This is a genomic window from Arthrobacter sp. LjRoot78 (assembly GCF_964254335.1).
In the GTDB taxonomy this organism is placed as follows: domain Bacteria; phylum Actinomycetota; class Actinomycetes; order Actinomycetales; family Micrococcaceae; genus Arthrobacter.
The window spans coordinates 1829398-1855210 of record NZ_CAXUTG020000001.1 but is presented as its reverse complement, the minus strand read 5'-3'; the positions used below and the strand labels follow the sequence as shown (position 1 = coordinate 1855210).

The 25813-nt window shown below is 67.2% G+C and carries 22 protein-coding genes; 7 read left to right on the top strand and 15 right to left on the bottom strand.

All coding sequences use genetic code 11. From position 1 onward, the window contains the following. The first annotated feature begins 3 nt into the window (after window positions 1-3). The 5 genes from ACSQ1X_RS08485 to ACSQ1X_RS08465 all read left to right on the top strand — a co-directional run bounded on the left by ACSQ1X_RS08485 (window position 4) and on the right by ACSQ1X_RS08465 (window position 6911). The gene (locus tag ACSQ1X_RS08485) at window positions 4-1092 is read left to right on the top strand and encodes a threonine aldolase family protein (protein WP_055802254.1); all 1089 of its coding nucleotides are present in this window, start codon (window positions 4-6) and stop codon (window positions 1090-1092) included. Between the two features lie 61 nt (window positions 1093-1153). Next, window positions 1154-1804, top strand: coding sequence for a DUF3000 domain-containing protein (locus ACSQ1X_RS08480; RefSeq protein WP_055802252.1), 651 nt, complete (start codon window positions 1154-1156; stop codon window positions 1802-1804). A gap of 57 nt (window positions 1805-1861) precedes the next feature. After that, entirely contained in the window at window positions 1862-3202 is a 1341-nt protein-coding gene (locus tag ACSQ1X_RS08475) for an HRDC domain-containing protein (protein ID WP_436057331.1), read from the top strand. A 230-nt stretch (window positions 3203-3432) separates the two neighbouring features. Next, on the top strand, window positions 3433-4728 hold the full coding sequence (locus ACSQ1X_RS08470) for a thiolase family protein (protein WP_436059296.1): 1296 nt from the start codon (window positions 3433-3435) through the stop codon (window positions 4726-4728). Next, the gene (locus tag ACSQ1X_RS08465; RefSeq protein ID WP_436057330.1) at window positions 4725-6911 is read left to right on the top strand and encodes a 3-hydroxyacyl-CoA dehydrogenase NAD-binding domain-containing protein; all 2187 of its coding nucleotides are present in this window, start codon (window positions 4725-4727) and stop codon (window positions 6909-6911) included. Before ACSQ1X_RS08470 ends, ACSQ1X_RS08465 begins: the two co-directional genes overlap by 4 nt. 103 nt (window positions 6912-7014) lie before the next feature. Here the strand turns inward: ACSQ1X_RS08465 and ACSQ1X_RS08460 are convergent, their stop codons facing one another. The 12 genes from ACSQ1X_RS08460 to ACSQ1X_RS08405 all read right to left on the bottom strand — a co-directional run bounded on the left by ACSQ1X_RS08460 (window position 7015) and on the right by ACSQ1X_RS08405 (window position 22185). Continuing rightward, entirely contained in the window at window positions 7015-8586 is a 1572-nt protein-coding gene (locus ACSQ1X_RS08460; RefSeq protein WP_436057329.1) for an ABC transporter ATP-binding protein, read from the bottom strand. After that, window positions 8583-9404: an energy-coupling factor transporter transmembrane component T gene (locus tag ACSQ1X_RS08455; RefSeq protein ID WP_436057328.1), complete on the bottom strand. Its 822-nt coding sequence runs from the start codon at window positions 9402-9404 to the stop codon at window positions 8583-8585. Before ACSQ1X_RS08455 ends, ACSQ1X_RS08460 begins: the two co-directional genes overlap by 4 nt. A gap of 4 nt (window positions 9405-9408) precedes the next feature. Next, window positions 9409-10230 carry a hypothetical protein gene (locus ACSQ1X_RS08450; RefSeq protein ID WP_055802244.1) on the bottom strand — a complete coding sequence of 274 codons (822 nt, stop codon included), beginning with the start codon at window positions 10228-10230 and terminating at the stop codon, window positions 9409-9411. A gap of 107 nt (window positions 10231-10337) precedes the next feature. Next, complete coding sequence (locus ACSQ1X_RS08445) at window positions 10338-11360, bottom strand: nucleoside hydrolase (RefSeq protein ID WP_436057327.1); 1023 nt, start codon at window positions 11358-11360, stop codon at window positions 10338-10340. Further along, window positions 11360-12337, bottom strand: coding sequence for an aldo/keto reductase (locus ACSQ1X_RS08440; protein WP_436057326.1), 978 nt, complete (start codon window positions 12335-12337; stop codon window positions 11360-11362). Before ACSQ1X_RS08440 ends, ACSQ1X_RS08445 begins: the two co-directional genes overlap by 1 nt. 86 nt (window positions 12338-12423) lie before the next feature. Further along, a complete protein-coding gene (locus ACSQ1X_RS08435; RefSeq protein WP_028270815.1) occupies window positions 12424-12642 on the bottom strand; it encodes a hypothetical protein in 219 nt (72 codons plus the stop codon). A gap of 34 nt (window positions 12643-12676) precedes the next feature. Beyond that, window positions 12677-13237: a hypothetical protein gene (locus ACSQ1X_RS08430; protein WP_055802238.1), complete on the bottom strand. Its 561-nt coding sequence runs from the start codon at window positions 13235-13237 to the stop codon at window positions 12677-12679. Beyond that, on the bottom strand, window positions 13234-13794 hold the full coding sequence (locus ACSQ1X_RS08425; protein ID WP_436057325.1) for a DUF402 domain-containing protein: 561 nt from the start codon (window positions 13792-13794) through the stop codon (window positions 13234-13236). Before ACSQ1X_RS08425 ends, ACSQ1X_RS08430 begins: the two co-directional genes overlap by 4 nt. Further along, complete coding sequence (gene dxs / locus ACSQ1X_RS08420; RefSeq protein WP_436057324.1) at window positions 13791-15764, bottom strand: 1-deoxy-D-xylulose-5-phosphate synthase; 1974 nt, start codon at window positions 15762-15764, stop codon at window positions 13791-13793. Before dxs ends, ACSQ1X_RS08425 begins: the two co-directional genes overlap by 4 nt. A 148-nt stretch (window positions 15765-15912) precedes the next feature. Continuing rightward, the gene (acnA, locus tag ACSQ1X_RS08415; protein ID WP_055802232.1) at window positions 15913-18723 is read right to left on the bottom strand and encodes an aconitate hydratase AcnA; all 2811 of its coding nucleotides are present in this window, start codon (window positions 18721-18723) and stop codon (window positions 15913-15915) included. A 154-nt stretch (window positions 18724-18877) separates the two neighbouring features. Further along, window positions 18878-20212, bottom strand: coding sequence for a class I SAM-dependent RNA methyltransferase (locus ACSQ1X_RS08410; RefSeq protein ID WP_436057323.1), 1335 nt, complete (start codon window positions 20210-20212; stop codon window positions 18878-18880). Further along, on the bottom strand, window positions 20209-22185 hold the full coding sequence (locus tag ACSQ1X_RS08405; RefSeq protein ID WP_436057322.1) for an APC family permease: 1977 nt from the start codon (window positions 22183-22185) through the stop codon (window positions 20209-20211). The genes ACSQ1X_RS08410 and ACSQ1X_RS08405 overlap by 4 nt, the downstream gene beginning before the upstream one ends. A 175-nt stretch (window positions 22186-22360) precedes the next feature. Here ACSQ1X_RS08405 and ACSQ1X_RS08400 point away from each other — a divergent pair, with 175 nt between their 5' ends. Both ACSQ1X_RS08400 and ACSQ1X_RS08395 read left to right on the top strand, forming a co-directional pair. Then, window positions 22361-23032, top strand: a complete 672-nt coding sequence (locus ACSQ1X_RS08400; RefSeq protein ID WP_055802226.1) for a potassium channel family protein — start codon at window positions 22361-22363, stop codon at window positions 23030-23032. Further along, window positions 23033-23800, top strand: coding sequence for a potassium channel family protein (locus tag ACSQ1X_RS08395; RefSeq protein WP_055802224.1), 768 nt, complete (start codon window positions 23033-23035; stop codon window positions 23798-23800). Between the two features lie 22 nt (window positions 23801-23822). On the opposite strand, the gene ACSQ1X_RS08390 is transcribed toward ACSQ1X_RS08395, so the two are convergent. From ACSQ1X_RS08390 to ACSQ1X_RS08380, 3 genes are read right to left on the bottom strand one after another with little or no spacing between them, the layout of a single operon-like run. Further along, window positions 23823-24629: a DUF3159 domain-containing protein gene (locus tag ACSQ1X_RS08390; protein ID WP_436057321.1), complete on the bottom strand. Its 807-nt coding sequence runs from the start codon at window positions 24627-24629 to the stop codon at window positions 23823-23825. Beyond that, complete coding sequence (locus ACSQ1X_RS08385) at window positions 24626-25018, bottom strand: hypothetical protein (RefSeq protein WP_436057320.1); 393 nt, start codon at window positions 25016-25018, stop codon at window positions 24626-24628. The genes ACSQ1X_RS08390 and ACSQ1X_RS08385 overlap by 4 nt, the downstream gene beginning before the upstream one ends. Continuing rightward, complete coding sequence (locus tag ACSQ1X_RS08380) at window positions 25011-25718, bottom strand: DUF3710 domain-containing protein (RefSeq protein ID WP_436057319.1); 708 nt, start codon at window positions 25716-25718, stop codon at window positions 25011-25013. Before ACSQ1X_RS08380 ends, ACSQ1X_RS08385 begins: the two co-directional genes overlap by 8 nt. Between the last annotated feature and the right edge of the window lie 95 nt (window positions 25719-25813).

Here is a 25813-nt window from a genome sequence, read left to right as displayed (position 1 = left end):
GCGATGACAACCACAGTTGAAACTGCCCCTGCCGCCACCGCGGCGCGGCTCCATGACCCTGCCGTGCGGGGGTTCGCCTCTGACAACTATTCCGGCGTCCACCCCGAAGTCCTGGCTGCCCTGGCAGCGGCCAACGAGGGCCACCAGGTCTCCTACGGCGAAGACGACTACACCGCACGGCTGCAGGTGCTCATGGAGGAGCACTTCGGCGCCGGCATCGAATGCTTCCCGGTCTTCAACGGAACCGGCGCCAACGTCCTCTCGCTCCAGTCCCTGCTCCCCCGCTGGGGCGCGGTGATCTGCGCGTCGACGGCGCACATCAACATGGACGAGAACGGCGCCCCGGAGCGGATCGGCGGCATCAAGCTGCTGCAGGTCCCCACCACCGACGGAAAGCTCACCCCCGAGTTGATCGACAGGGAAGCCTGGGGCTGGGGCGACGAACACCGCGCCCAGCCGCTGGCCGTGTCCATCACCCAGACCACCGAACTGGGCACGTGCTACACGCCGGAGGAGGTCCGCGCCATAGCGGACCACGTCCACGCCAAGGGCATGAAGCTCCACATGGACGGGGCCCGGCTGGCCAACGCCGCTGCCCACCTCGACGTGCCGCTCCGGGCGTTCACGCGCGACGCCGGCGTGGATATCCTCTCCTTCGGCGGCACCAAGAACGGTCTGCTGTTCGGAGAGGTGGTGGTGGCGCTCAATCCGGACGCCGCGCACGGCCTGATCTACCTCCGCAAGATGAACATGCAGCTGGCCTCCAAAATGAGGTTCATGTCTGCCCAGTTCATTGCCCTCCTCGAGGGCGACCTCTGGCTGCGGTCGGCCAGGCACGCGAACGCCATGGCTGCCCGCCTGCGCGCTGCAGTGGATGGGATCGACGGCGTGGAACCCACCCAGAAGACGGAATCCAACGGTGTGTTTGCCATCCTGCCCGAAGGCGTCGCGGACCGGCTGCGGGAATCGTTCCGCTTTTACGACTGGAACGAAGCTGCGAGGGAAGTCCGCTGGATGTGCTCCTTCGACACGAGCGAGGAGGACGTGGATTCGTTTGTCGCTGCCATCAAGCGGGAGCTGGCGGCCCGTTGAGCGGGCGCACGGGGCGGCGAGCCTGCCGGGTTCAGCGCCACATTTTGCGTAACCTGCGAATGTGAACGCACTCGCCCAGGTTCCCGCGGAGTTCCTTACCGCGTTGGGATCCCTACGAAAAGCACGGTGCCGCAGTGAGCTGCACTTGGACGAAATCCCCGCACCGTCCAGGCTGGCCCCCTTCGCAGTGGCCCTCGGCGCGGAGGTCATAGGCCCTGTTCCGGGGCCCGCCCCCGCCGCTGTGCACGGACCCGTTTCCGCCGCATTGGTCCGCGCGGCGGGAACCGTCGACGACGACGCCGAGGAACTCGCCACCGGGCGGTTCATCCTGCTTTACGATCCGGACGGCTCGGCGGTGTGGGACGGCGAGTTCCGGATCGTCACCTACATCCGCGCCCAGCTGGAGGCCGAGATGGGCAACGACGAAATGCTGGGCTCGGTTGCGTGGACCTGGCTCGTCGAAGCGTTGGAGAACCACAACGCGCCCTACCGCGCGGCGGGCGGAACGGCCACCAGGATCCTGTCCGAAAGTTTCGGCACCCTCGCCGACAGGCCCGGCTCCATCGACATCGAGCTGCGGGCGTCGTGGACCCCTGTGGGGCCGGATATCCGGTCCCATTTGGAGGCGTGGTCGGACATGGTCTGCACTTTCGCCGGACTCCCGCCACTGCCTGAGGGCGTATCCGCCCTGCCCCGCCGGCGGCGCAACTGACCATGGTTCACCACGGCGGGACGCCCTTCAGCGCGATGTCGGTAAACTGAAGGCATCATGACCCCTCAAAATCCGGAACACACCACGGCCGGCGTCCCGGCTGCTGACATTACTCCCCACATCACGGTGGAAGGCTTCGACAGCCTGGTCCCCGAGGTCATCGACCTGGACTCCCCCCGCGACGGAGTACCGCTCGTCATTGAAACTCCGGCGGGGCTGGAGCGTTGCGCGGCCGCCATTGCCGCCGGGACGGGCCCGGCAGGGGTGGACGCGGAACGCGCATCGGGCTTCCGCTACGGGCAGCGCGCCTTCCTGGTCCAGATCCGCCGCGAAGGCTCGGGAACGTGGCTCATCGACCCGGAACCCTTCGGGGACCTGCGGATCATCAACGACGCCCTCGAGGGCGTCGAATGGATCCTGCACGCAGCGAGCCAGGACCTTCCGTGCCTGTCGGAGCTTGGCATGTGGCCGCACAAACTGTTCGATACCGAACTGGCCGCGCGGCTTGCCGGACTGCCGCGGGTGGGCCTGGCGGCTGTCATCGAGCAGCTCCTCGGCTTCGGCCTCGCCAAGGAGCATTCCGCCGCCGACTGGTCCACCCGCCCGCTCCCGGAACCCTGGCTGCGCTACGCGGCCCTCGACGTGGAGGTCCTCACGGAACTGCGCGAAGAACTCATCGAGCTGCTCCAGGCCGACGGGAAGCTTGAATTCGCCGAACAGGAGTTCGCAGCCATCCTCGCGGCCGGACTCGCCCCGCCGCGCGTGGATCCCTGGCGCAAGACCTCGGGGCTGCACCAGATCAGGGACCGCCGGCAGCTCGCCGCGGTCCGTGAAATGTGGCTGGAGCGCGACTCCCTGGCCCGCAAGCGCGACGTCGCTCCCGGCCGGCTCATCCCCGACTCTTCGCTGGTCGCAGCCGCCAAGGCCATGCCCACCACCGTTCCACAGCTGCTGGGCACCAAGGGCTTCCACGGCCGTGCCGCGCAGCGTGAGGCTCCGCGCTGGCTGCGTTGCATCGCGACAGCGAGAAGCATGGAGGAGCTGCCGCCGCTGCACCTTCCAACCAATGCTCCGCCGCCACCACGGGTCTGGGCCGACAGGGACCCGGCTGCGGCCGAACGCCTGACGACTGCCAGGCCGCTGCTCCAGGAAAAGGCCGACGAACTGAACCTTCCTGTCGAAAACCTGCTCACGCCCGACTTCCTCCGCCGGGTGGCGTGGCGTCCCCCTGCCGAGCTCAGCGAAGAAGGGATCGCCGAAGAGCTCGGTGAACTCGGTGCCCGGCCGTGGCAGATCGAACTGACGGCTCCGCTGATCACTGCGGCGTTCCTCAATCCGCAGCCGCTGCCTCCCAAAGAACCGAAGGAGCCCAGGGCCGCGACCGGAACCGGGAGCTAGCTGCCCGCGCCTGTATCGACAGTCTGCATCGGCCGGCTCGCCGCGGCCGGACAACACCAGTCCCGCGCACTCCTTGCCAGCTAAGTTACTCACGAGTAACATTGGGATCAATGCCGCCCGGATTGCCGCTGCCATCGGCGCGCGTCCGGCACCAATGTCTCGATGAGGAGTATCACGTGAGCCAGCCCCGCCACAGCGGAGAACACAGCAGCGGAACCCACAGCAGCGGAATGACCAGGACCGTCCGCGACGTCGTTTTTGTGGACGGTGTCCGCACGCCGTTCGGCCGCGCGGGCGAGAAGGGGATCTACGCCGGAACCCGCGCCGATGACCTCGTGGTCAAGTGCATCCGCGAACTGATGCGCCGCAACCCTTCCCTCCCTGCCGACCGCATTGACGAGGTGGCCGTTGCCGCCACCACCCAGACCGGCGACCAGGGGCTTACCATCGGCCGCACTGCGGCCCTCCTGGCCGGGCTCCCCCGCACCGTCCCCGGCTTCGCTGTGGACCGCATGTGCGCCGGCGCCATGACCGCCGTCACCACCACCGCCAGCGGCATCGCCTTCGGGGCGTACGACGTCGTCATCGCCGGCGGAGTGGAACACATGGGCAACCACCCGATGGGCGAGGGCGCCGATCCCAATCCGCGGTTCATGTCCGAGCGCCTCGTGGACCCCGCCGCACTGAACATGGGAAACACCGCCGAGAACCTGCACGACCGTTTCCCGGCCATCACCAAGGACCGCACCGACGCCTACGCAGTGGCGTCCCAGGACAAGCTGGCAGCGGCCTACGGAAAGGGCCAGATCCAGCCGGACCTGGTGCCGGTGGCCACCATGAAGCCGGGGCAGGGCTGGACGGTCAACACCGTTGACGAACCGCCCCGGCCCGGAACCTCCCTCGAGGACCTTGCCGCGCTGCGCACGCCGTTCCGCCCCCACGGCCGGGTGACTGCCGGCAATGCAGCAGGGTTGAACGACGGCGCGACGGCGGCCCTGCTTGCCTCCGCGGATGCCGCGGCGGAGCTTGGGCTGCCGGTGAAGATGCGTCTGGTCAGCTACGCCTTTGCCGGCGTCGAGCCGGAGGTCATGGGCATCGGGCCGGTCCCCGCCACGGAGAAGGCGCTGAAGAACGCAGGCCTGGGCATCTCGGACATCGGCCTGTTCGAAATCAACGAGGCATTCGCCGTCCAGGTGCTGAGCTTCCTGGACCACTTCGGCATTGCCGACGACGATCCCCGCGTCAACCGCTACGGCGGCGCGATCGCCGTCGGGCATCCGCTGGCCTCCTCCGGGGTGCGGCTGATGAACCAGCTGGCGCGCCAGTTCGAGGAGGACCCGTCGGTCCGTTTCGGCATGACCACCATGTGCATCGGCCTGGGCATGGGCGCCACCGTCATCTGGGAAAACCCGCGTCACTCGGAATACACAGGCTACAGCGGCACAGTGTCGCCCGCCGACGACACCGCCACCAGCGATCCCGCCACCGAACCTGCCATCACCCAGACTGAAGGAGCAGCAGCATGAGCGCCGCAGATTTCCGCAAGCTTGCCGACCTTTTCCCTGACGAGATCGTCACGCATTCCTATGTCCAGGACATCGAGCTGCCGGCTGCCGGCGGCAAGCCGAGCCCGGGAACATTCGCGCTGATCACCCTGGACAACGGCCTGGACCACTCCAAACCCACCACACTGGGCCCGAACACCCTGGTGGAACTGGGCACGGTCCTGGAAGGCCTCAAAGACCGGGCCACCCGCGGCGAGATCGTGGGCGTCGGCGTGACCGGAAAGCCCTACTACCTGGTGGCCGGCGCGGACCTGTCCGCTGTCAAGTCCCTTAACGACCGGGACCACGGCCTCTGGATGGCGCAGCTCGGCCACGACGTCTATGCGACCCTGGCCAACCTGGGCGTGCCCAGCTTCGCCTTCATCAACGGCGTGGCACTGGGCGGCGGCCTGGAGATCGCCCTGCAGTCCACTTACCGCACGGTGTCTACCAGCGCCGGAGCCCTGGCGCTTCCCGAAGCCTTCCTCGGCCTGGTGCCCGGCTGGGGCGGCGTCTACATCCTTCCGCGGCTGATCGGACCGGAGAACGCCGTCAAGGTGATGATCGAGAATCCGCTCAGCAACAACCGGACGCTCACCGGCCCGCAGGCCTTCGGCCTGGGCATTGCCGACGCCATGTTCGAACCCGCCGACTTCGTGGAGCAGTCCCTCGCCTGGGCTGCCGGCGTCATTTCCGGCGAGGTCGCCCCGAAGCGGCCCAACGCCGTCGAACCTTCCGATCCGGAGGTTGCCGGCCGCTGGGCGGCAGCCGTTGCCGCCGGGCGGGCCTTCGTGGAGGCCAAGACGTCCAACGCCTCCCCCGCGCCGGCCGAAGTGCTGGACATCATGGAGGCCAACCGGACCATGAGCCAGGCGGAATCGGCAGCACTCGAGTGCGAGACCCTGGCCGGCCTCATGCAGACCGACGAATTCCGCTCCACTGTTTACGCTTTCCTGGACCTCGTACAGAAGCGCTCGAAGCGCCCGGCGGGTGCACCTGACCGCAAGCTGGCCCGGCCGGTGACCAAAGTGGGCGTGGTGGGTGCAGGCCTGATGGCGAGCCAGCTGGCGCTGCTCTTCGCCCGGCAGCTCAAGGTGCCCGTGGTCATGACGGACATCGACCAGGCCCGCGTGGACAAAGGTGTGGGCTACGTCCATGCCGAAGTGGACAAGATGCTCGCGAAAAAACGGCTCAGTGCCGACGCCGCCAACCGCACCAAGGCACTTGTGACGGGCTCGGTTTCCAAGGCGGCGTTTGCCGACGCCGACTTCGTCATCGAAGCCGTGTTTGAGGAGCTGAACGTCAAGAAGCAGGTGTTCGCGGAGGTGGAGGCGATTGTCTCCCCCGAGTGCATCCTGGCCACGAACACGTCCTCTCTCTCCGTCACTGCCATGGCTGAGGACCTGGAGCACCCTGAGCGCCTGGTGGGCTTCCACTTCTTCAACCCGGTGGCGGTCATGCCGCTGCTGGAGATCGTCCGGGCGCCCAGGACCGACGACGCCGTGCTGGCCACCGCGTTCGAACTTGCCAGGGGCCTGAAGAAGACCGCCGTCCTGGTCAAGGACGCCGCCGCGTTTGTGGTCAACCGCATCCTGCTGCGCCTCATGGGCGAAGTGACCGCGGCGTTCGATGAGGGAACTCCGGCGGACGTGGCCGACAATGCACTGCGGACCATGGGACTGCCCATGACGCCGTTTACGCTCGGCGCGATGGTCGGCCTGCCCGTGGCGCAGCACGTCCAGGAATCCCTGCACGCCGCGTTCGGGGACCGCTTCAGCGTTTCGCAGAACCTGCAAAAGCTGATCGACAACGGCGTGAAATCCATCTGGTCCGTGCAGAACGGGGTGCCGGAAAAGGGGCCGGACGGAAAACCGTTCATCCCCGCCGAAACGATGGCGCTGCTCTCCTTCGGCACCTCCCCCTCCACCGGTGAGGAGGTCCTCCGCCGCACGCAGGATGCGCTGGCCGAGGAAATCGGACTCATGTTGGAAGAAGGCGTGGTGGCCGGGCCGGAAGACATCGACCTCTGCATGATTCTCGGCGCAGGCTGGCCGATGTTCCTCGGGGGCATCACCCCGTACCTGGACCGCGTCGGAGCCTCCGAACGGGTCAATGGCAGGAAGTTCCTCGCTCCCGGCGTAGCGTCCGCGGCAGTTCCGGCCTAGGGCCACGGGGCAGCAGTCCACTCCCGCTGCTCAACCAGCAGCGCCGCAGCCCGCACCTTATCCGGTGCGGGCTGCGGCGCTGCTGCGTGCGGACAGGCAACGATCAAACCTCGTGCAGCCTGGCGTCCCGGAGCTCGAGGACGCGGTGGGCCGTGGCCCGGGCATAAGCGACCTCGTGCGTGACCATGACCACGGCAGCGCCACGCTCCGCCGCCGCGCCAAGCGCCTCATCCAGTCGTACGAGGCCGTGCCGGTCCAGGCCCACGGTAGGTTCGTCCAGCGCAATGAGGATCGGTTCCCGGGCCAGGACGGTGGCAAGGGCGAGGAGCCGCTGCCCGGACGCCGGAAGCTCATGCGGATGGGCCTTCAGCTGGTCACCGAGTCCGACGGCGGTCAGCGCCGCCCGCGCGGCTGCTTCCTCCGCGGCACCGGACTTCCGGTCCAGGCCAAACAGCACTTCGCGCAGGACCGTCCGCTCAAAGAGCTGGTCCCGCGGGTGCTGGAAGAGCAGGCCCACCCGGTCCGCCACCCGCCCGGTCGGAATGCCGGCGATGTCCTTGCCCTCGATCCGGACGGCCCCCCGGAGGGGACGGAGCAGTCCGTTGACATGCCTCAGCAGCGTGGACTTGCCGGCTCCGTTCGGACCCGTCACGGCGACAATCTGGCCCGCACGGACAGCCAGGCTGAGATCGCCAAGCACCCCGGGACCCGTTTGGTGTTTGCCGGCCGGGTAGCCGAAACTGACACGGTCCAGCTCCAGAACGGCAGGCGCGGAATTTTCCGTGCCGGGACCGGCAGGGGCCGGGTGCCGGTCAGCGGTCCGGCGGCGCGGGCCGGGACTATCGTCCGCCAGCGCGGGAAGCACGACGCCGGAGTGCAGCAGCGCGGGGCTCCCCGCCAGCTCGCCGGGGGTGCCGAGTGCGGTGACCGTGCCGCCGTCGAGCACCAGCCAGCGGGTGGCTGACAACGCAAGCTCATCCACGGCCTGGCCCAGGACGACGACGGCGGTGCCGGAGTCCAGAAGTCGACGGACCAGCGCTTGCACCGACGCGGCGCCTTCGGCATCCAGCGAGCCGAGGGGTTCGTCGAGCACCAGGACGCCGGGGCGCGTAATGGCGGAACAGGCCACGGCCAGTCGCCGCAGCTCGCCGCCGGACAGGGTGGCCGGATCGCGTTCCAGCAGGGCGGTCAGTCCCGCCGAGTCGGCGGCACGCAACACCTCCGCGCGCATCAGGGTCCTGTCCATGCCCCGGTTCTCGAGTCCGAAGGCCAACTCCTCGGCGACCGTGGACCCCACGGTGGACAACAGGGCTGCGGCATCCTGCGGAACGAACCCCACATGCTCGGACCAGAGGGCGGGGTTGATCCGGGGGTCGTCCGGGGTGCCGTGAAAAACGAGGGGCCCGCTGTCCCCCGGTGCCGAGTGCCGGTCCGGGTCACGACGCAGGGCCGAAGGACGCAGGTGCAGGGTGCCCCTGAACTGTCCGGAGTTCCCGCCGGACAGCCAGCCGGCCAGCAGCCGGCCCAGGGTGGACTTGCCGCTGCCGGAGCCGCCCAGCACGGCAGTGAGTGTGCCCGGTGCCGCGGCAACGTCCACGTCGTGGAGAACGTCCGCGTCGTCACCGTGGTAGCTGAAGGCTTCAATCCTGACCTCGAGCAGAGGCACAGTCGTCATGCCGGAACTCCCAGGGGCCACAGCATTGCGAACCCCTGGAGCGCGGGCCACTGGAGCTCTGGCCACTGGCCGGAGAGCCGCAGCGCAACCGCGGCTGCGGCCAGCAGCAGGGCGACGGCCCGGAATGCCCGCTGGGCAGCCGTATCCGGCACGTCCCGGTAGCTCGTGCGCGCCCGGCTGCCGTTGAAGCCCCGGGCATCAAGCGAGTGCGCCCGCTCACCGGCATCCTCGATCAGCGACAGGACCAGCGGAACCATCTGCAGCCGGACGGCCGCCAGCCGCCGCAGCGGCCCGCTTCCCAGCACCAGTCCCCGGGATTCCTGGGCCCGCCGGATCCGCGCCAGCTTTCCGCTGATGGCCGGTGCCAGCGTCAGGGTGGACGCCAGGACGTAGCCGAACTGCGGGGGCACACGCCGCGCCGACATCACCGCCACCAGGTCCGGCACACGGACGGTGAACGAAAAGAGCAGGAAGACCATGACGTAGGCCGCCGTCCGCGCGCCCATGTCCAGGGCGAATCGAAGCCCCTCCACCGTGACCCGGGCTGCGCCCCAGTCCGCCAGGACCGTCCTGCCCTCGGGAAAGAACAGCCCGTGCATGACCAGCAGCGACAGCCAGAAGGGCGCCAGGATCACCGCGGCGGCCGGAGCCAGCCGGCCGGCCACCCCGGACCGCACTGCCAGCGCTGCGCAGGCGAGGGCAACGGCGAGTGAAACGGCCCAGCTGGAGACCGCCGTCGTGATCGCCGCGGCCGCGACGGCCGCCGCGAGTGTGGTCAGGGGGTTAAGCGCTGCGGGAGGGTTCAGGCGGGCAGGCACGGAATCAGGCGTCCGGCGCGTCCTGCTTCTTGCCCGCGAGCACGTTGAAGCGCCGCACGAACGCGAACTGCAGCGTGGTCCGGCGCGGCAGCGCGTACGCCAGCATCGCGACGACGGCGAAGACGATGGCCTTGTCCATGGGGTCCGAAATGAGCGCCTGCTTGGTGATCGCGGCCAGCAGGGTGTCTCCCATGGCCCGGAAGGCGCTGACAATCGCGCCGGTACCGACGCCGGAGGTGCCACCGAAGACGAAAGCCGCGATCGGTGCGGAGACGACGCCCGCAAGGATGCCTGTCACGAAGCCTGCCACCGGGGCAAGGTAGAAGCGGCGGAACAGCCCGTAGCGGGCGGCCAGCCCCGCCAGGAAGCCGATGAGTGCCGCACCGGCGGCGAAAGGCAGCACGGTCGGATTGATGAAGGACCACACGACACTGCTGAGGGCGCCCGTCGCGGCTCCGGCCGCCGGACCGGCCAGGACGGCAATCAGTACTGTGCCGATCGCGTCAAAGTAGAACGGCAGTCCTGTGGACCCCATGATCTGCCCGAGGGCGATGTTGAGGACAAGGGCCACCGGAATCAGCACCAGCGTGGACGTGGGGAGGGTGGGGAGCACGCCGACGATCAGGAGGATGGCTCCCAGCAGGAAACCGCCCAGGGCCACGAGCGTGGATCCGCCCGCCAGCCCGTTGGTGATATCCGCGGGCTGCGTGAGGACGAGGAAGATGAAGGTGGCCGCAATGGACACCGCGCCAAGGATTTCGAGCAGGCGGCGGTTGCGGACCGCCGCCTGTCCAGGGGCGGGCAGGGTCCGGGATGGCTGTGACATGGCTGTTCCTTTGGCTGTGGGCTGCGTTCCTCGGGTACACGGACTTGGGTACACCGGTACCGGGATCGGCAAACGTGCGCCTATGTCACCTCGGCGCAGCTACCATCTTAGGGCAGTCGCCTGGCCAGCGCCCCCACGGATTCGATCAGCTCATCGAAGCACTGCTTCGGGTTGTTCGATGTCACAATCCGGGCGTTGGGCGGCAGGCCCCACAGGCCCCGGTAGTCCGCTACCGTGGTGCCCATCAGCAGCGGGGATCCGGTTTCGACGTCCACCGTGGCCAGCGCTGTGGCCACGTCCGTCCGCCCCACGGCCACGCAGGCGGCGAAGGCGTCGTGAACGTGGGCCACGAAGCCCTGGTCGTAGAGCCGGTGGAATTCCATGTAGAAGCGGAGGGCGTCCGAAAGGCATGCCACCAAGGGGTTTCCGGATTTGCTGCGGAGTCCCTCAGGCTGGTCCGGAAGAACGGGTTCCGGACCGGCGCCCGCAGCCTCGGCAAGGCGCTGCAGGTGCTCGGGCCGCATCTCGATCAGTTCGGTGGTTTCCAACGCGCACACCACCGGCAGCTTGTCCTCCGGGAGGCCCCGGTAGGCGGCGAACACTTCCTTCGCGGCGTGCGGATCGACCGAGACGTTCCACTCCGCCGTCGGGGTGGTGTTGCCCTGGTAGTAGAAGCAGCCGCCCATGATCACCAGCCCCTTGAGCAGGTACGGCAGGTCCGGTTCCCGGCGGAGGGCCAGGGCGAAGTTGGTCAGCGGACCGGTGATGAGTCCGGTGATCTCGCCGGGATGCTTCCGCACCTCGTCCACCCAGACATCGACGGCGTGCCGGTCCGAGACCTGCTGTGCGGGCGGCGGCAGTTCCGCGTAGCCGATCCCCTGCGGCCCGTGGGTTTCCTCCGTGGTCACCAAGGGGATCTCCAGCGGCACTTCGGCGCCGATGGCCACCTCGATTCCCGGCGTGCCACACAGCTCCAGGAGGGCCAGGTTGTTGAGTGCCACCTGCCGCGCCCCCACGTTTCCGGCGGTGCAGGTGATGGCATGCACCCGGACGTCGGGGCGGGACAGGAGGTACCCCAGGGCCAGGGCGTCGTCGATCCCGGTGTCCACGTCCATCAGGACCGACTGCATCAGAAGAGTGCCACCTTGGGCGCACGGGGGAAGATCTCATCCAGCTCGGCGCGTTCCTCCGCGCTGGGCACCCAGGCCACGGCGGCGGCGTTCTCCCGGACCTGCTCCGGCTTCGTGGCGCCCGCGATCACGCTGCTGACGGACGGCTGGGCCGCCAGCCAGGAGAACGCCACCTGGATTTCGCTGAGGTTCCGCTCCGCGGCGAACGTGCTGAACTTCTCCAGCTGGTCCCAGTCGGCGTCGTGGACGAGGTTGGTCCGGGTGTGGCTGAGGCGCGAGCCCTCCGGGGCCTTGCCGGGCGCATACTTGCCGGTCAGCAGTCCGTTGGCCAGCGGGAAGTACGGCAGCACGCCCAGGCCGTAGGCTTCCGCGGCGGGCGTGATTTCGATTTCGGCGCGGCGGTCCAGCAGGTTGTAGTGGTTCTGGGTGGAGACAAAGCGTGCGCCGCCACGGGCGCGGGCCACGAATTCGGCCTCGGCCACCTGCCAGCCGGCCCGGTTGGAGTGCCCGAGGTAGCGGACTTTCCCGCTGGTCACCAGGTCGTCCAAGGCGGCAAGCGTCTCGTCGATGGGCGTCAGCGGGTCCGGGGTGTGGAACTGGTAAAGGTCGATCCAGTCGGTGCCCAGCCGCCGCAGCGAGGCTTCGGCGGCCTTGACGATGTAGCGCCGCGATCCGCGGGCGCCGAAGTCGTTGCCGTTGGCTCCGCCCATGTCCATGCCGAACTTCGTGGCCACAATCGCGTCACCGCGCCGGCCCGCAAGGGCTTTGCCCAGCATGGTTTCGCTGAGTCCGGGCTCCCGGCCATACGTGTCCGCGACGTCAAAGAGCGTAATGCCGGCGTCCAGGGCGGCATGCACGACGGCGTCCGTCCCCTCTTGCGACTCCGTCACGGTGTTGGCCCGGCCAAGATTGTTGCAGCCGAGGCCAACAACGGAGACGGTCAATCCGGATTTTCCAAGGCGGCGGTATTCAGTCATGAATTCAGCCTATAACGGCCGCAATGCAGGTCCGGACGCGGCCCTTCGGGGCTGCGTCCGGACCGGGCCGGAGGCCGGAGAACTTGTCAGGTGGCGGGGAACTCGAGTCCGTGCTCGTCCATGGCGTCCTGGAGTTGTGCCATGGTCTTGACGCCCATTCCGTGCAACTTCAACAATTCCCGCTGGGGATACTGGACCACCTGTTCCAGGGTTTCCAGTCCGGCGTGGGCCATGGCCCGGCGGGCAGGCGCGCCGATTCCGCGGGGAATCGGGGTGTGGCCTGGTTGAACGGATTTTGGCGCCATAGCGGTTGCCTCCCAGTAAGTCGGTTGCCCCCTCTTAGAGGGTAAAGCCCGAAGCTGGTTTCGGCGAGTGCTTGAGCTTAAAGGCTTCCAGCTCTCCGAACGGCGCGGCAGCGATGCTGAGCTTGGTGAAGTCCAGGTCCTCACCGCGGATGCAGACCTTGATGGCGTTGACGGCCTTGTTGACATCGGGGCAAAGGCAGAAGATGTTGAGTTTGGCCTCGCCGAATTCTGACCGCTCCACGGTGCCGAGTCCGCGCCAGGCAAGGTGGCTGATGAGGGCGTCCTTGGCCTTTTCCTCCAGGTAGCGGTCACGGTCGGTGCCGTCCTTGGTTTTCAGCGCGTACTGCGCAACCACCCAGAACTGTTCCTCGTCCGGAATCTCGGCGTAGCCGTCCTCTGCGCACTGCACTGCGAAGGCGTCCATGAGGCCTTCGGCAGCCTCGGCATCGGCGACGTCCGTTTCGTCCGTCTTGCTCTGGTGCCCGACGACGCCGTGGTTCATGACGAACTGGCTGTAATCCTCATCGAACCAGGCTTCCCGGAACAGCAGGACCCCTTCGTCGTCTCGTTTGTAGACCCTGATAATTCCGCTCATGCCCGTCCTCTCCTGAACCACTCGGCGTCTGTGCCGTCGAACGGTGCGTGCTGTGCCTTCACGGCCTGGTAAAGCTGTTCTGTCTCCCGGAGCATCCGGTCCACGAGGTCCCGCGGATACTCCATGCGCACCTGGTGTTCGGCGAATTCGTCTTCGTCGTCGATGTAGACGCCACGGGACACGGACCGGATGACGTCCAGGTCCATGTCGATCACATGGAACTCGAAGGTCCCGGGCCTGATGCCGTTCCAGCCGTGGCCCACGGCAAGGTCCACGTACACCCGGAAGTCGCCGGGGTAGGTGTCGTCGTAGAACGTGGCCACGTAGTCGCCGGTCCGCGGAACAAGCAGGACGGCGTCGGACCGGGCGTGGAAAGCCGCTCCGGGCCGCGATATGAACGATCCCTTGGGCTGGAAGATCCACCAGCCGTGGCTATCCTCGCCGAGGTAGCTGCCCGGTACCACCCAGTGCGCGCCACCGTCCCATTTGCGGTTCCGCGCCACCACAAGGTCCCCGGGTGCCAGGTTCCCGGGAGGTTCGGCCTCGTGCGGGATCACAGTTTTGGCAGGCTGCCCGTAGTCGGGTGTTCCTGGCCGGGCAGGGGACGAGCGAAAGGCACCTTGGTCCCCAAAACCTGGGCAACGACGTCGTGCGTGATCTGGCGGGCGGTCAAACCGACGCGTTCCAGCACCTGCGCGCGCGTGCCGTGGTCCAGGAACTCCACCGGCAGGCCCACCTCGTTGAGGGCGGTGTCCACACCCGCGGCGCGCATTTCCTGACGGATGCGGGATCCCACGCCACCGGCGCGGACGCCGTCCTCGATGCAGATGACCAGGCGGTGGCGGGCAGCCAGCGCAATGATGGATTTCCGGACCGGCAGCAGCCAGCGGGGGTCCACCACCGTGGAGCTGATGCCTTGGGCGCCTAGCCGGTTGGAAACGTCCAGGGCGAGCTCGGACATGGCGCCCACACTCACGATCAGCACGTCGTTTTCGCTGGAGCCCGCAGGACGGCGGGCCAGCACATCCACGCCGTCGCTCAGGCGCTCCAGCGCTTCCACTTCGGCACCCACGCTGCCCTTGGAATACCGGACAACTGAGGGCGCGTCCTTGATGGCCACGGCTTCGCGGAGTTCTTCGCGGAGCCTTGTGGCGTCGCGTGGCGCTGCCAGGTGGAGCCCGGGGACGATCTGCACCATGGCCATGTCCCACATACCGTGGTGGCTGGCGCCGTCGGGCCCTGTCACACCGGCGCGGTCCAGCACAATGGTGACGCCGGCCCGGTGCAGGGCAACGTCCATGAGCAGCTGGTCGAACGCGCGGTTCAGGAAGGTCGCGTAGACGGCGACCACGGGGTGGAGGCCGCCGAAGGCCATGCCGGCGGCCGAGGTGAGCGCGTGCTGCTCGGCGATGCCGACATCGAAGACGCGTTCCGGGTGCCGTGCGGCGAATTTGTGCAGGCCCACGGGAATGAGCATGGCACCGGTAATGCCCACAATGTCCTGGCGCTCATCGGCGATCGCTGCGATTTCGTCGGCGAAGACCGACGTCCAGGACTGGGCACCGCCTGCCTCCGTGGGCTCCCCGGTTTCGGGATCGATAATGCCAACGGCGTGGAACTGGTCGGCCTCGTGGGCGCGTGCCGGCGCATAGCCGTGACCCTTTTCGGTCATTGCGTGCACGATGACCGGGCCGGCGTAGTTCTTCGCCGTCGAGAGGGCGTGCTCCATGGCCTGGAGGTTGTGGCCGTCGACCGGGCCGATGTACTTCATGCCCAGGTCCTCGAACATGCCCTGCGGCGCCCACCAGTCCTTGATGCCCTTCTTCATGGCATGCAGGCTCCGGTAGGTGAACTGTCCCACGGGTCCGCCGTTTTGCAGCTTCCGCTTCCACCAGTCCAGGGTGCCTTCGTAGGCAGGGGCAGCGCGGAAGGAATCAATGGTGGGGCGCAGGGAGGCGAGGTAGTCGGCGAAGCCGCCCACGGTGGCCGCGTATGAACGGCCGTTGTCGTTGACGACAATGACGACGCGGCGCTTCTTGTCCGCTGCAATGTTGTTGATCGCTTCCCAGGCCATGCCGCCGGTCAGGGCGCCGTCGCCCACCACGGCGATCACGTAGCGGTCGCCGTCGCCGGTCAGCTGCCGGGCGCGGGAGATGCCGTCGGCCCAGGACAGCGACGAGGAGGCGTGGGAGCTTTCCACGATGTCGTGCTCGGACTCTGCACGGTCCGGATAGCCGGACATGCCGCCTTCCTGGCGGAGGGTGCTGAAGTCCTGGCGTCCGGTGAGGAGTTTGTGGACATACGACTGGTGTCCGGTGTCAAAGACAATGCTGTCGCGGGGAGAATCAAAAATACGGTGCACGGCCATGGTCAGTTCCACAACGCCGAGGTTCGGTCCGAGGTGGCCACCCGTCTGCGACACGTTGCCGATCAGGAAACTCCTGACCTCCGCAGCCAGCTGGGACAGCTGTTCTTCGGTCAACTTGCTCAGGTCCTGCGGATTCCGGATGGTGTCCAAGATTCCCAACGGGGCCTCCTTCGGGTGGTAGACATGCCTTTTAACTCTAACGCCTCGACGGCGGGCAGGACGCAGGGACAGGGGGCCGCCACGCAAAAGCCCCGGCCTGTCAGTGACAGGCCGGGGCTTTTGGTGGTGCCGGTTGTGACCTCTGCCGCTAGTTGGCGGAGATCTGGCGCAGCACGTACTGCAGGATGCCGCCGTTGCGGTAGTAGTCCGCTTCGCCCGGGGTATCGATGCGGAGGACCGCATCGAAGGACTTGGCGGAGCCGTCTTCAGCCGTGGCGGTGACCTTGAGTGTCTTCGGGGTGGTGCCCTCGTTGAGGGCGGTGACGCCCTCGACTGCGAAGGTTTCCGTGCCGGTCAGGCCCAGGGTCGCAGCTGATTCGCCGGCCGGGAACTGCAGTGGCAGGACGCCCATGCCGATCAGGTTGGAGCGGTGGATGCGCTCGTAGCTTTCGGCCACGACAGCCTTGACGCCCAGGAGTGCGGTGCCCTTGGCAGCCCAGTCACGGGATGAGCCGGAGCCGTACTCCTTGCCTGCCAGGACCACCAGCGGGGTGCCGGCTGCCTGGTAGTTCTGGGCGGCGTCGTAAACGTACGCCTGGGGACCGTCCGCCTGGGTGAAGTCGCGGGTGAAGCCACCCTCGACGCCGTCGAGCAGCTGGTTCTTGATGCGGATGTTCGCGAACGTGCCGCGGATCATGACTTCGTGGTTGCCACGGCGCGAGCCGTAGGAGTTGAAGTCCTTGCGCTCCACACCGTTGGCCAGCAGGTACTGGCCGGCCGGGGTGTCCGACTTGAAGGAACCGGCCGGGGAGATGTGGTCGGTGGTGACCGAATCGCCGAGCTTGAGCAGCACGCGGGCGCCGGTGATGTCCGTGACGGGCTCCGGCTTCGCCTTCATGCCGTCGAAGTACGGGGGCTTCCGGACATACGTGGACTTCTCGTCCCAGGCGAAGGTGTCGCCGGCCGGGGTGTCCAGTGCCTTCCAGCGGTCGTCGCCGTCGAAGACACCCTCGTAGCCGCGGGCGAACATTTCCTTGTCAATCGAGGAGTCGATGACCTGCTGGACCTCGACCGGGTTCGGCCAGATGTCCTTCAGGAAGACGTCGTTTCCGGCTTCGTCCTGGCCGAGGGCATCGGTGTCGAAGTCGAAGTCCATGGTTCCGGCCAGGGCGTAGGCGATGACCAGCGGCGGGGAGGCCAGGTAGTTCATCTTGACGTCCGGGTTGATCCGGCCTTCGAAGTTGCGGTTACCGGACAGCACTGCGGTGACGGAAAGGTCGTTGGCCTGGATGGCCTCGGAGATTTCGGCGTCGAGCGGGCCGGAGTTGCCGATGCAGGTGGCGCAGCCGTAGCCCACGATGTAGAAGCCGAGCTTCTCCAGGTACGGGGTCAGGCCGGACTTCTCGTAGTAGTCGGTGACCACCTTGGAGCCGGGTGCCACGGAGGTCTTGACCCACGGCTTCGCGGCCAAGCCCTTGTCCACGGCGTTGCGGGCCAGCAGTGCGGCGGCAAGCATCACGGACGGGTTGGACGTGTTGGTGCAGGACGTGATCGAGGCGATGGACACCGCGCCGTGGTCCAGCTCGAACTCGCGGCCGTCCGCAGTGACAACGTGCACCGGGGTGGACGGACGCCCATGCGCACCGTTGGCCGCGGACTCAACCCGCGCCGTTTCGGTGGTGTGCGAGTCAGCGTGCGTGAACGAGGGCGGGTCGGAGGCCGGGAAGGACTCTTCCAGGGACTCGTCCACGCTGCCGTCTTCGATGCTCACGTAGTTGTGGATGTCCTTGCGGAACTGTTCCTTGGCATCGGTGAGCTCGATGCGGTCCTGGGGACGCTTCGGGCCGGAGATAGAGGGAACAACCGTGGACAGGTCCAGCTCGAGGTACTCGGAGAACTTGATCTCCTTGGAAGGATCGTGCCAGAGGCCCTGTTCCTTCGCGTAGGCCTCAACGAGGGCAACGTTCTCCTCGGACCGGCCGGTGAGGCGCAGGTAGTCGAGGGTGACGTCGTCGATCGGGAACATGGCGGCCGTGGAGCCGAACTCCGGGCTCATGTTGCCAATGGTGGCGCGGTTGGCCAGCGGCACTGCCGCCACACCTTCGCCGTAGAATTCCACGAACTTGCCCACAACACCGTGCTTGCGCAGCTGCTCGGTGATGGTCAGGACGACGTCGGTGGCGGTGGCGCCGGCCGGGATGGACCCGGTCAGCTTGAAGCCCACGACGCGCGGGATCAGCATGGACACGGGCTGGCCCAGCATTGCGGCCTCGGCTTCAATGCCGCCAACGCCCCAGCCCAGCACGCCGAGGCCGTTGACCATGGTGGTGTGCGAATCGGTGCCGACGCAGGTGTCCGGGTAGGCCCGGACAACGCCGTCAACTTCGCGGGTCATGACGGTGCGGGCCAGGTACTCGATGTTGACCTGGTGCACAATGCCGGTTCCCGGCGGGACGACCTTGAAGTCGTCAAACGCGGTCTGGCCCCAGCGGAGGAACTGGTAGCGCTCCCCGTTCCGCTGGTATTCGATCTCCATGTTGCGCTCCAGTGCGCCGGAGTTACCGAATACGTCGATCTGCACCGAGTGGTCGATCACCATCTCGGCGGGAGCCAGCGGGTTGACCCTCTTGGGGTCACCGCCGAGCTCCTTGACGGCCTCACGCATGGTGGCGAGGTCTACAACGCAGGGCACGCCAGTGAAGTCCTGCATGATCACGCGCGCCGGCGTGAACTGGATTTCAGTGTCGGGCTGGGCGTTGGGATCCCAACCGGCCAGTGCTCGGACGTGATCGGCCGTAATGTTCGCGCCGTCCTCGGTCCTCAACAGGTTTTCAAGCAATACCTTGAGGCTGAACGGAAGGTTTTCTGCACCTTCAACGGAGTTCAACCGGAAAATTTCGTATTCGGTACCGGCTACATTAAGTTTGCCTTTTGAACCGAAGCTGTCCACAATGCTCATCGCAGGACTCCTCTCGCAACAGTTTCATCTTTGTCGCGCGGTAGACCGCTTGCTAGTTAGGTCATCCTAATTAGTACAAGGTCATACAAAAGAGCATGGGGTCAGCCGAGAATTCGGCGCGCGACGTGGGACTACTACGCCCATCCTAGTCACATCAGGCCGGGGGCGTCAGCAACGCCACTGTCTCCATGTGGTGGGTGTGCGGATAGAGGTCGAACGCCCGCAGCCCGGCGAGCGACCAGCCGCCCTGCTGGAAGTACCCCAGGTCCCGGGCGAACGACGCCGGATCGCAGGACACATAGGCGACCGCCCGCGGCCCCGCGGCCATCAATTGGCTGACCACGGCCTTGCCTGCGCCGGCGCGGGGCGGATCAAGCACGACGGCGTCGAAGTTGCGGGGCTTCTGGCGCAGCACGCGCTCCACGCGTCCCTGCACGATCTCCACTTGCGGCGCCCCGTGGAGGTTCTTCCGTGCATCGCGGCTGGTGCCGGGGGCACCTTCAACGGACAACACCGAACCGGTGACCCCGACGGCGTCCGCAAGGGCGGCGGTGAAAAGGCCCGCCCCGGCATACAGGTCGGCCACCACGGCGCCCGGCTCAAGGTATCCGCCGTCGTGCAGGAATTCTTTGACCGCCCCGACGAGGGTGTCCGGCGCGTCCCGGTGGATCTGCCAAAAGCCCTCCCCTGTGACCCGGTACTCGTGGCCGGCGGCCGTCTCCTGGACCCAGGTGCGGCCGCGCAGCTGCAGGGCCTCGCCCTTGGCCGGATCGAAGCTGGCCACCGAGACGTCGTCGGGAAGCTGCGCCAGGATGCCGCTGAGGCGCTTTGCGCGGGTGCCTGCGGCAGGGGCCAGCAGCACCAGCGGGCGCGACCCGTTGGCGGGCGCCGCCACTTCCACGCGGTCGACGCCCTGGAGGTCGATGTCCCAGAGCCTGAGCTCGTTGATTCCGGGCACGGCCAGGGGCATCTCGCGGATGGCAATGACCTGATCGGAACGGTGGGCATGCATGCCCAGCTTCCCGGCGGGCGTCACGGCAAAGCTTGCCCGCGTGCGCCACCCGAGGCCGTCGCTGCCTGCCCCGACAGCTTCCACTTCCGTAACGCGTTCGACGCCGGCGAGCCGTTTCAGCTGTTCCGCCAGGACTTCGGCCTTGAGGCTGCGCTGGCGTTCCAGGGACACGTGGCCCAGTTCGGCGCCGCCCACCGGCGGGTGGCCGTGGGACCATGCGCGCAGGGAATCCGCCACGCGCCAGAAATGGGGCACGCGGTCGGGTGATGCTTCGAGCACCTCGACGACGTCGGCGCGCCAGAACTTGGATTCCTCGCCGGCGTCGGTCAGCCGGATCCGGACTTTTTCGCCGGGAATGGCGTGCCGGACAAACACCACGCGGCCTTCGTGGCGGGCCACGCAGTGCCCGCCGTGGGCTATGGGCCCGACATCCACCACGAGGTCGGCATGCGTGCGGGTCTGGGTCTCGGCGTTCATTGGATATCCTGCAATTTCTTTGCTTCTTCGGACGATTTCAGTTGCCAGGGGACGCTGGCCACCATGACACCCGGCTCGAAGTGGAGGCGGGTCTTGATACGCAGGGCGGTCTGGTTGTGGACCAGCTGTTCCCACCACTTACCCACCACGTACTCGGGGATATAGACCACGATGAGGTCGCGGGGCGAATCCCGCCGCATGTTCTTGACGTATTCCATGATGGGGGTCACCGTTTCCCGGTACGGGCTGGCGAGGACCGTCAGCGGCACCGGAATTTCCAGTTTCTCCCAGTCGGCGAGGGTGTGCGCGGTTTCTTCGGAGTTGATGTCCACCGTTATGGCGTCGAGCCGCGAGGGCCGGGACGCCCGCGCATAGGCCAGGGCCCGCAGGACGGGCTTGCGGACGTGGGACACCAGGAGCACTGCGTGGACCCGGGACGGCAGGGCACGCGGCGAGGAATCCTCGTCCACCGCCAGTTCCTTGGCCACGTTGTCGTAGTGCGAGCGGATGCTCCACATGATGAGGTACAGGACGAACATCGCGAGCAGCGCGATCCAGGCCCCCTGCTCGAATTTGGTGATCAGCACGATGGTCAGGACCAGGGCGGTCATGCCGAAACCGATCATGTTGATGGTGCGCGACTTGAGCATTCGGAGGCGAACGGTCTTGTCCCGCGCCAGTTTGAGTTCGCGCCCCCAGTGCCGGACCATGCCCAGCTGGCTTGCGGTGAAGGAGATGAAAACGCCGACGATGTAGAGCTGGATGAGCTTGGTGACGTCGGCGTTGAAGGCCAGGATGAGCACCAGGGCGCCTGCGGCGAGGGCCAGGACGCCGTTGCTGAAGGCCAGGCGGTCACCGCGCGTGCGCAGCTGGCGCGGGAGGTAGCCGTCCTGCGCGAGGATGGATCCGAGGACCGGAAAACCGTTGAAGGCTGTATTCGAGGCAAAAACAAGGATGACGCCGGTTGCGGCAACCACGATGTAGAACAGCACCGAGCCCGGTCCGAAGATGGTCTGGGCGATTTGGCTGATGGCCGGGCTCTGGATGTAGCCTTCCGGCAGCGGCTGCCCGTTGACCAGGAATTCCGTGGCCGGATCCAGCACAATGTGCACCTTGGTGGCGTTGGCGAGGTAGATGATGCCGGCGAGCATCGCGGAGGCGATGACGCCCAGCAGCAGCAGAGTGGTGGCGGCGTTCTTGCTCTTGGGTTTCTGGAAATTCGGAACACCGTTGCTGATGGCTTCCACACCGGTCAGGGCCGCGGCGCCCGAGGAGAACGCCCGGAGCAGCAGGAAGGCGCCGGCAAGCCCCACCAGCCCCTCATCGAACCCGGCCGCCGGAACTATCGTGAAGTTCGCGGACGGGGCCTCGCCCAGCTGGCCGGTCGCCGCCTGGAAGACGCCGACGGCGGTCATGCCCAGGATGGACGCCATGAAGATGTAGGTGGGAACGGCGAAGACGCTGCCGGCTTCCTTGATTCCCCGCAGGTTCACCAGCGCCAGGATGACTACGCCGATAGTGGCAATCAGTGCCTGCTGGCCGTGAAGCGAGGGGACCGCGGTGGTGAGGTAGGTTGCCGCGGACGACATCGAGACGGCAACCGTGAGTACGTAGTCAACCAGCAGCGCGGATGCCACGGTCAGTCCCGCGTGCTTGCCGAGGTTGACGTTGGCTATTTCGTAGTCGCCGCCGCCGGACGGGTAGGCGTGGACGTTCTGTCGGTAGGAGGCCACCACCGTGAGCAGCACCACCATGACGGCGAGGCCCACCCACGGTGAAAAGGCAACCGCGCTCACGCCCGCCAACGCCAGGGTCAGGAGGATTTCGTCGGGCGCGTAGGCCACCGAGGAGAGGGCATCTGAGGCGAAGACCGGAAGCGCGATCCGCTTCGGCAGCAGGGTGTGGGCTAGCCGGTCGTTCCGGAAGGGCCTCCCCACCAGCACCCGCTTCACGGCATTCAATATTGTCAGCACTCCACAAAGCTAGTCTGATTCGGACGCGATGTCATGACGGCGGGTGGCCGTTCGCTCCGGGGCCCCTCCGCGGCGCCCGCGCGGCGGCGGGCCGAAGTTGCGGGCAGGGGGCAGAGTGGCGCCGACGGCCGGTAGAGTCTTACGCAGCGACTGGAAAAAGACTGAGGAGGCACGGGTGGCGCACTTCGTGATCATGGGATGTGGGCGTGTGGGAGCCACGCTGGCGCACACCCTCGAGGATGCTGGCCATTCGGTGGCGATCATCGACCAGGACGACCGTGCCTTCCGCAGGCTCCGCACCGGGTTTTCCGGTCGCAAGGTCACCGGCGTCGGGTTCGACCGGGAGACCCTGAAGCAGGCCGGCGTCAGTGAGGCGTACGCCTTCGCCGCTGTGTCCAGCGGTGACAACTCCAACATCCTGGCCACCCGGGTGGCCCGCGAAACCTTCCACGTGCCCCACGTCGTGGCCAGGATCTACGACCCCGGCCGCGCCGAGATCTACCAGCGCCTGGGCATTCCCACGGTCGCGGCGGTGCGTTGGAGCGCAGACCAGGTGCTGCGCCGGATCCTGCCCGAACAGCACCTCGCCGGTGATTTCCGTGAGCCCTCCGGCCGGCTGGTCCTCGCTGAAATCGACCTTGACCCGGCCTGGATCGGGCACTCCGTCGCCCAGATCGAGAAGGCGGCCGGCATCCGGGTTGCCTACCTGACCCGGTTCGGCGAAGGCATGCTGCCGGCCGCCGCTACGTCCTATCAGGAGGGCGACACCGTCCACGCCATGTTGCGCGTGGACCGCAGCGCCGAGGTAGGCCACATTCTTGCCAAAGAACCCCCCAAGGAGCAGTAAGTGAAAGTCGTCATCGTCGGGGCAGGCAGCGTCGGTTCCTCGATCGCCCGTGAGCTCCTTGCCCACAAACACGAAATCCTGCTGATCGACCTGAAACCGGAAGTGATCGGCCGCAGCGGGCTCCGTGGCGCCCATTGGCTTGTGGGCGACGCCTGCGAACTGAGCACGCTCCAGGACGCCAAGCTCGAGGACGCCGAAGTGGTGGTTTCAGCCACGGGTGATGACAAGGTGAACCTTGTGGTGTCCCTGCTGGCGAAGACCGAGTTCGGCGTTGGCCGGACGGTGGGACGCGTCAACAACCCCAAGAATGACTGGATGTTCAACGATTCCTGGGGCGTCGACGTCGCAGTCAACACCCCGCAGCTGATGACCGCGCTTGTGGAGGAAGCGGTGGAAATCGGCGACCTCGTCCGGCTGCTCACGCTGCAGACCGGGGTTTCGTCGCTGGTCGAGTTCACGGTGCCCCACGACTCGCACGTCATCGGACTGACGGTGGGAGACATTGACTGGCCCGAGGACTCCACCCTGGTGGCGATTCTTCGTGACCAGGCCCCCATCACGCCCAGCCGGGACGATGTGCTCGACGGCGGGGACGAACTGTTTTTCGTCACCACCATTGCTGCCGAAGACGACCTCAGGGCCCTGCTGTCCCCTGAACAGCAGGACCGGGACACGGACACGCACGGTTCACAGGAGGACGACAATGAACCGGCGGCCGCCCAGCCCCGGGAGCAGCAGGCCCCCGAGGACGACGGCTTCGACGGCTAAGATCGACAGCTAAGTCCGGCGGCTAGGCCGCCGGCGGAGGACCTTGCTGCGGTGCGCCAGGCTGCGAAGGTTCACCGGGCTGCGCCGGCGGCACCGCGGCAGCAACGGGCCTGGTGATGAGCCAGGCAACCCAGATGCCCAGGATGTACAGCGGGGCGCCCATCAGGAGCCGTGTGGTGGCGAGGCCGGCCAGGCCCTGCTCGCCGAGGAGGTAGAGCGGCACCTGCACCAGCAGCCGCAGGGCCAGGACGCCCACGATGATCCACGTGCCCAGGCGGTAGGCCCTGACCCGGGCCGGGTCCTTGCGCCACTCCAGGCCTTCGTTCCTGATGAAGCCGAACAGCAGTCCGGCGATGGGCCAGCGCAACGCTATGGACACCACCATGCCTGCAATGTAGGCGGCATTGGTGAAGAACCCCAGGACGTAGAAGTTTTCCGCCTTGCCGGTGGTGTTCGCCAGCCACGCGGAAATTCCGACGCCGACTATCCCGGCCAGCGCCTGGGTCAACGGACGCCGCTGGACCAGCCGGGCAATGGTGAAGGCGGCGGCCGCAGCCAAGGCGCCGATCAGGGACAGGGTGAGGTCGCGGGTGATGGTGAACGCGACGAGGAAGGTGAGCCCGGGAACGATGCTCTCGGCAATGCCCTGGACGCCGCCCGCAGTCTTGAGCACGTCGATGCTGCCGTCCTTCGTCCGATGCAGGCCGGCCTTGACTGCGTAGCCTTCCGCGAGGTCGGCCACTGACGGCGGCTCCGGCGTGTGTGGTGGTTTGACCGGTTCGGACGAGGCGCGCCCGGCAGCGGGATCCGGGGTCTCGGACGGCGTCATTGGTTCTCCTGGCGGGACAGTATTTCGTAGCGGGGGTTGAACATGGTGGGCAGCCCGTCGCGCAACGTCAGCATGCCTTCCAGCCGGAGTTCGCAGCCGGGGTCGACGCCGGGTACCCGACGCCGGCCGAGCCACACGACCCGCAGCCGGTCGCGCCGGCCGGGTCCTCCGCGCCTCCGTGCCGACGGCGGTTCCACCGCGGCGGGGGCAAGGCCCCCCTGGGCGCGCGGCAGGTCGTGGTCCGTGACGATTGCGGTGAAGCTGGCAACCTGTGTGGCCGGTACGTACGTCACCGATTCGATGAAGCCGCGGCACAGCACACGTCCACGGTCCGGCAATCCACTGATGGACAGCTCGGGCTGCGGATATTCGCCGGCCGGGTCAGCCAATCTGGGTGATCTCCGGTCCGCGCTCGGGTTGCTCGAACTCAGGTGCGCCCTGCAGCGGCGCCGGAGCGGAATCCTTCGGCAGGCGGAGCTGCAGCAGGTCACGCGGCGGCATCGGGCTCTCGCCCCGCACCACCACGATCTGCCTGAACAACGACTCCAGGTTCGCCGCAGCATCGCGGTCCAGGGCAGCTTCGCCGCCCAGCACGCCGCGGAGGAACCAACGGGGGCCGTCGACGCCGATGAAGCGGGCCACGCGGTAGCCGCCCGCGCCGTCGGCTGTTCCTGCCGGAAGTTTGGCCACGAGCTCGGTGCCGAAAACTCCGGGAATCTCCTCGACCTGCCCGCCCTGGCTTCCCACGGACTGGCCGATCTGTTCACGGATCTCATCCCAGAGTCCCTCGGTGCGGGGTGCGGCGAAGGCCTGGAGCTGGAGGCTCGAACCGTCGAGGTCCATGGTCACGGCCACAACCCGCTGGGTGGCTTCCTCGATCTCGAGACGGAGCTGGAGGCCTTCCCGTGGTGCAATCAGGAGGGCGCCAAGGTCCACGTAGCCGTCAGTGCTGTCGACTTCCGAGACATCAAAGGGCCCCGTGACGGCCCGGCCGGTGCTCTCCTCGGCAGCGGAGCCTGCAGTTTCCGGGCTTTCCCCGGGCTCTGCCGCCTGGTCCTTCTTGGCCTTCTTGCCACGCCCAAAAACCATCGGGTTGTCTCCTTAGTTGTGATCATTTCCCGCCGTGCCACCCTGGGCCGCGCGGTAAGTCATGCAGCACCGGCTGAGCCGGGCGGCGCCCGCGG

Coding starts and splice junctions, on each gene's coding strand:
- acnA (WP_055802232.1), bottom strand. CDS start 18,723: ATGAGCATTGTGGACAGCTTCGGTTCAAAAGGCAAACTTAATGTAGCC.
- ACSQ1X_RS08380 (WP_436057319.1), bottom strand. CDS start 25,718: ATGGTTTTTGGGCGTGGCAAGAAGGCCAAGAAGGACCAGGCGGCAGAG.
- ACSQ1X_RS08465 (WP_436057330.1), top strand. CDS start 4,725: ATGAGCGCCGCAGATTTCCGCAAGCTTGCCGACCTTTTCCCTGACGAG.
- ACSQ1X_RS08450 (WP_055802244.1), bottom strand. CDS start 10,230: ATGTCACAGCCATCCCGGACCCTGCCCGCCCCTGGACAGGCGGCGGTC.
- ACSQ1X_RS08485 (WP_055802254.1), top strand. CDS start 4: ATGACAACCACAGTTGAAACTGCCCCTGCCGCCACCGCGGCGCGGCTC.
- ACSQ1X_RS08390 (WP_436057321.1), bottom strand. CDS start 24,629: ATGACGCCGTCCGAGACCCCGGATCCCGCTGCCGGGCGCGCCTCGTCC.
- ACSQ1X_RS08440 (WP_436057326.1), bottom strand. CDS start 12,337: ATGACTGAATACCGCCGCCTTGGAAAATCCGGATTGACCGTCTCCGTT.
- ACSQ1X_RS08475 (WP_436057331.1), top strand. CDS start 1,862: ATGACCCCTCAAAATCCGGAACACACCACGGCCGGCGTCCCGGCTGCT.
- ACSQ1X_RS08470 (WP_436059296.1), top strand. CDS start 3,433: ATGACCAGGACCGTCCGCGACGTCGTTTTTGTGGACGGTGTCCGCACG.
- ACSQ1X_RS08435 (WP_028270815.1), bottom strand. CDS start 12,642: ATGGCGCCAAAATCCGTTCAACCAGGCCACACCCCGATTCCCCGCGGA.
- ACSQ1X_RS08445 (WP_436057327.1), bottom strand. CDS start 11,360: ATGCAGTCGGTCCTGATGGACGTGGACACCGGGATCGACGACGCCCTG.
- ACSQ1X_RS08430 (WP_055802238.1), bottom strand. CDS start 13,237: ATGAGCGGAATTATCAGGGTCTACAAACGAGACGACGAAGGGGTCCTG.
- ACSQ1X_RS08460 (WP_436057329.1), bottom strand. CDS start 8,586: ATGACGACTGTGCCTCTGCTCGAGGTCAGGATTGAAGCCTTCAGCTAC.
- ACSQ1X_RS08410 (WP_436057323.1), bottom strand. CDS start 20,212: ATGAACGCCGAGACCCAGACCCGCACGCATGCCGACCTCGTGGTGGAT.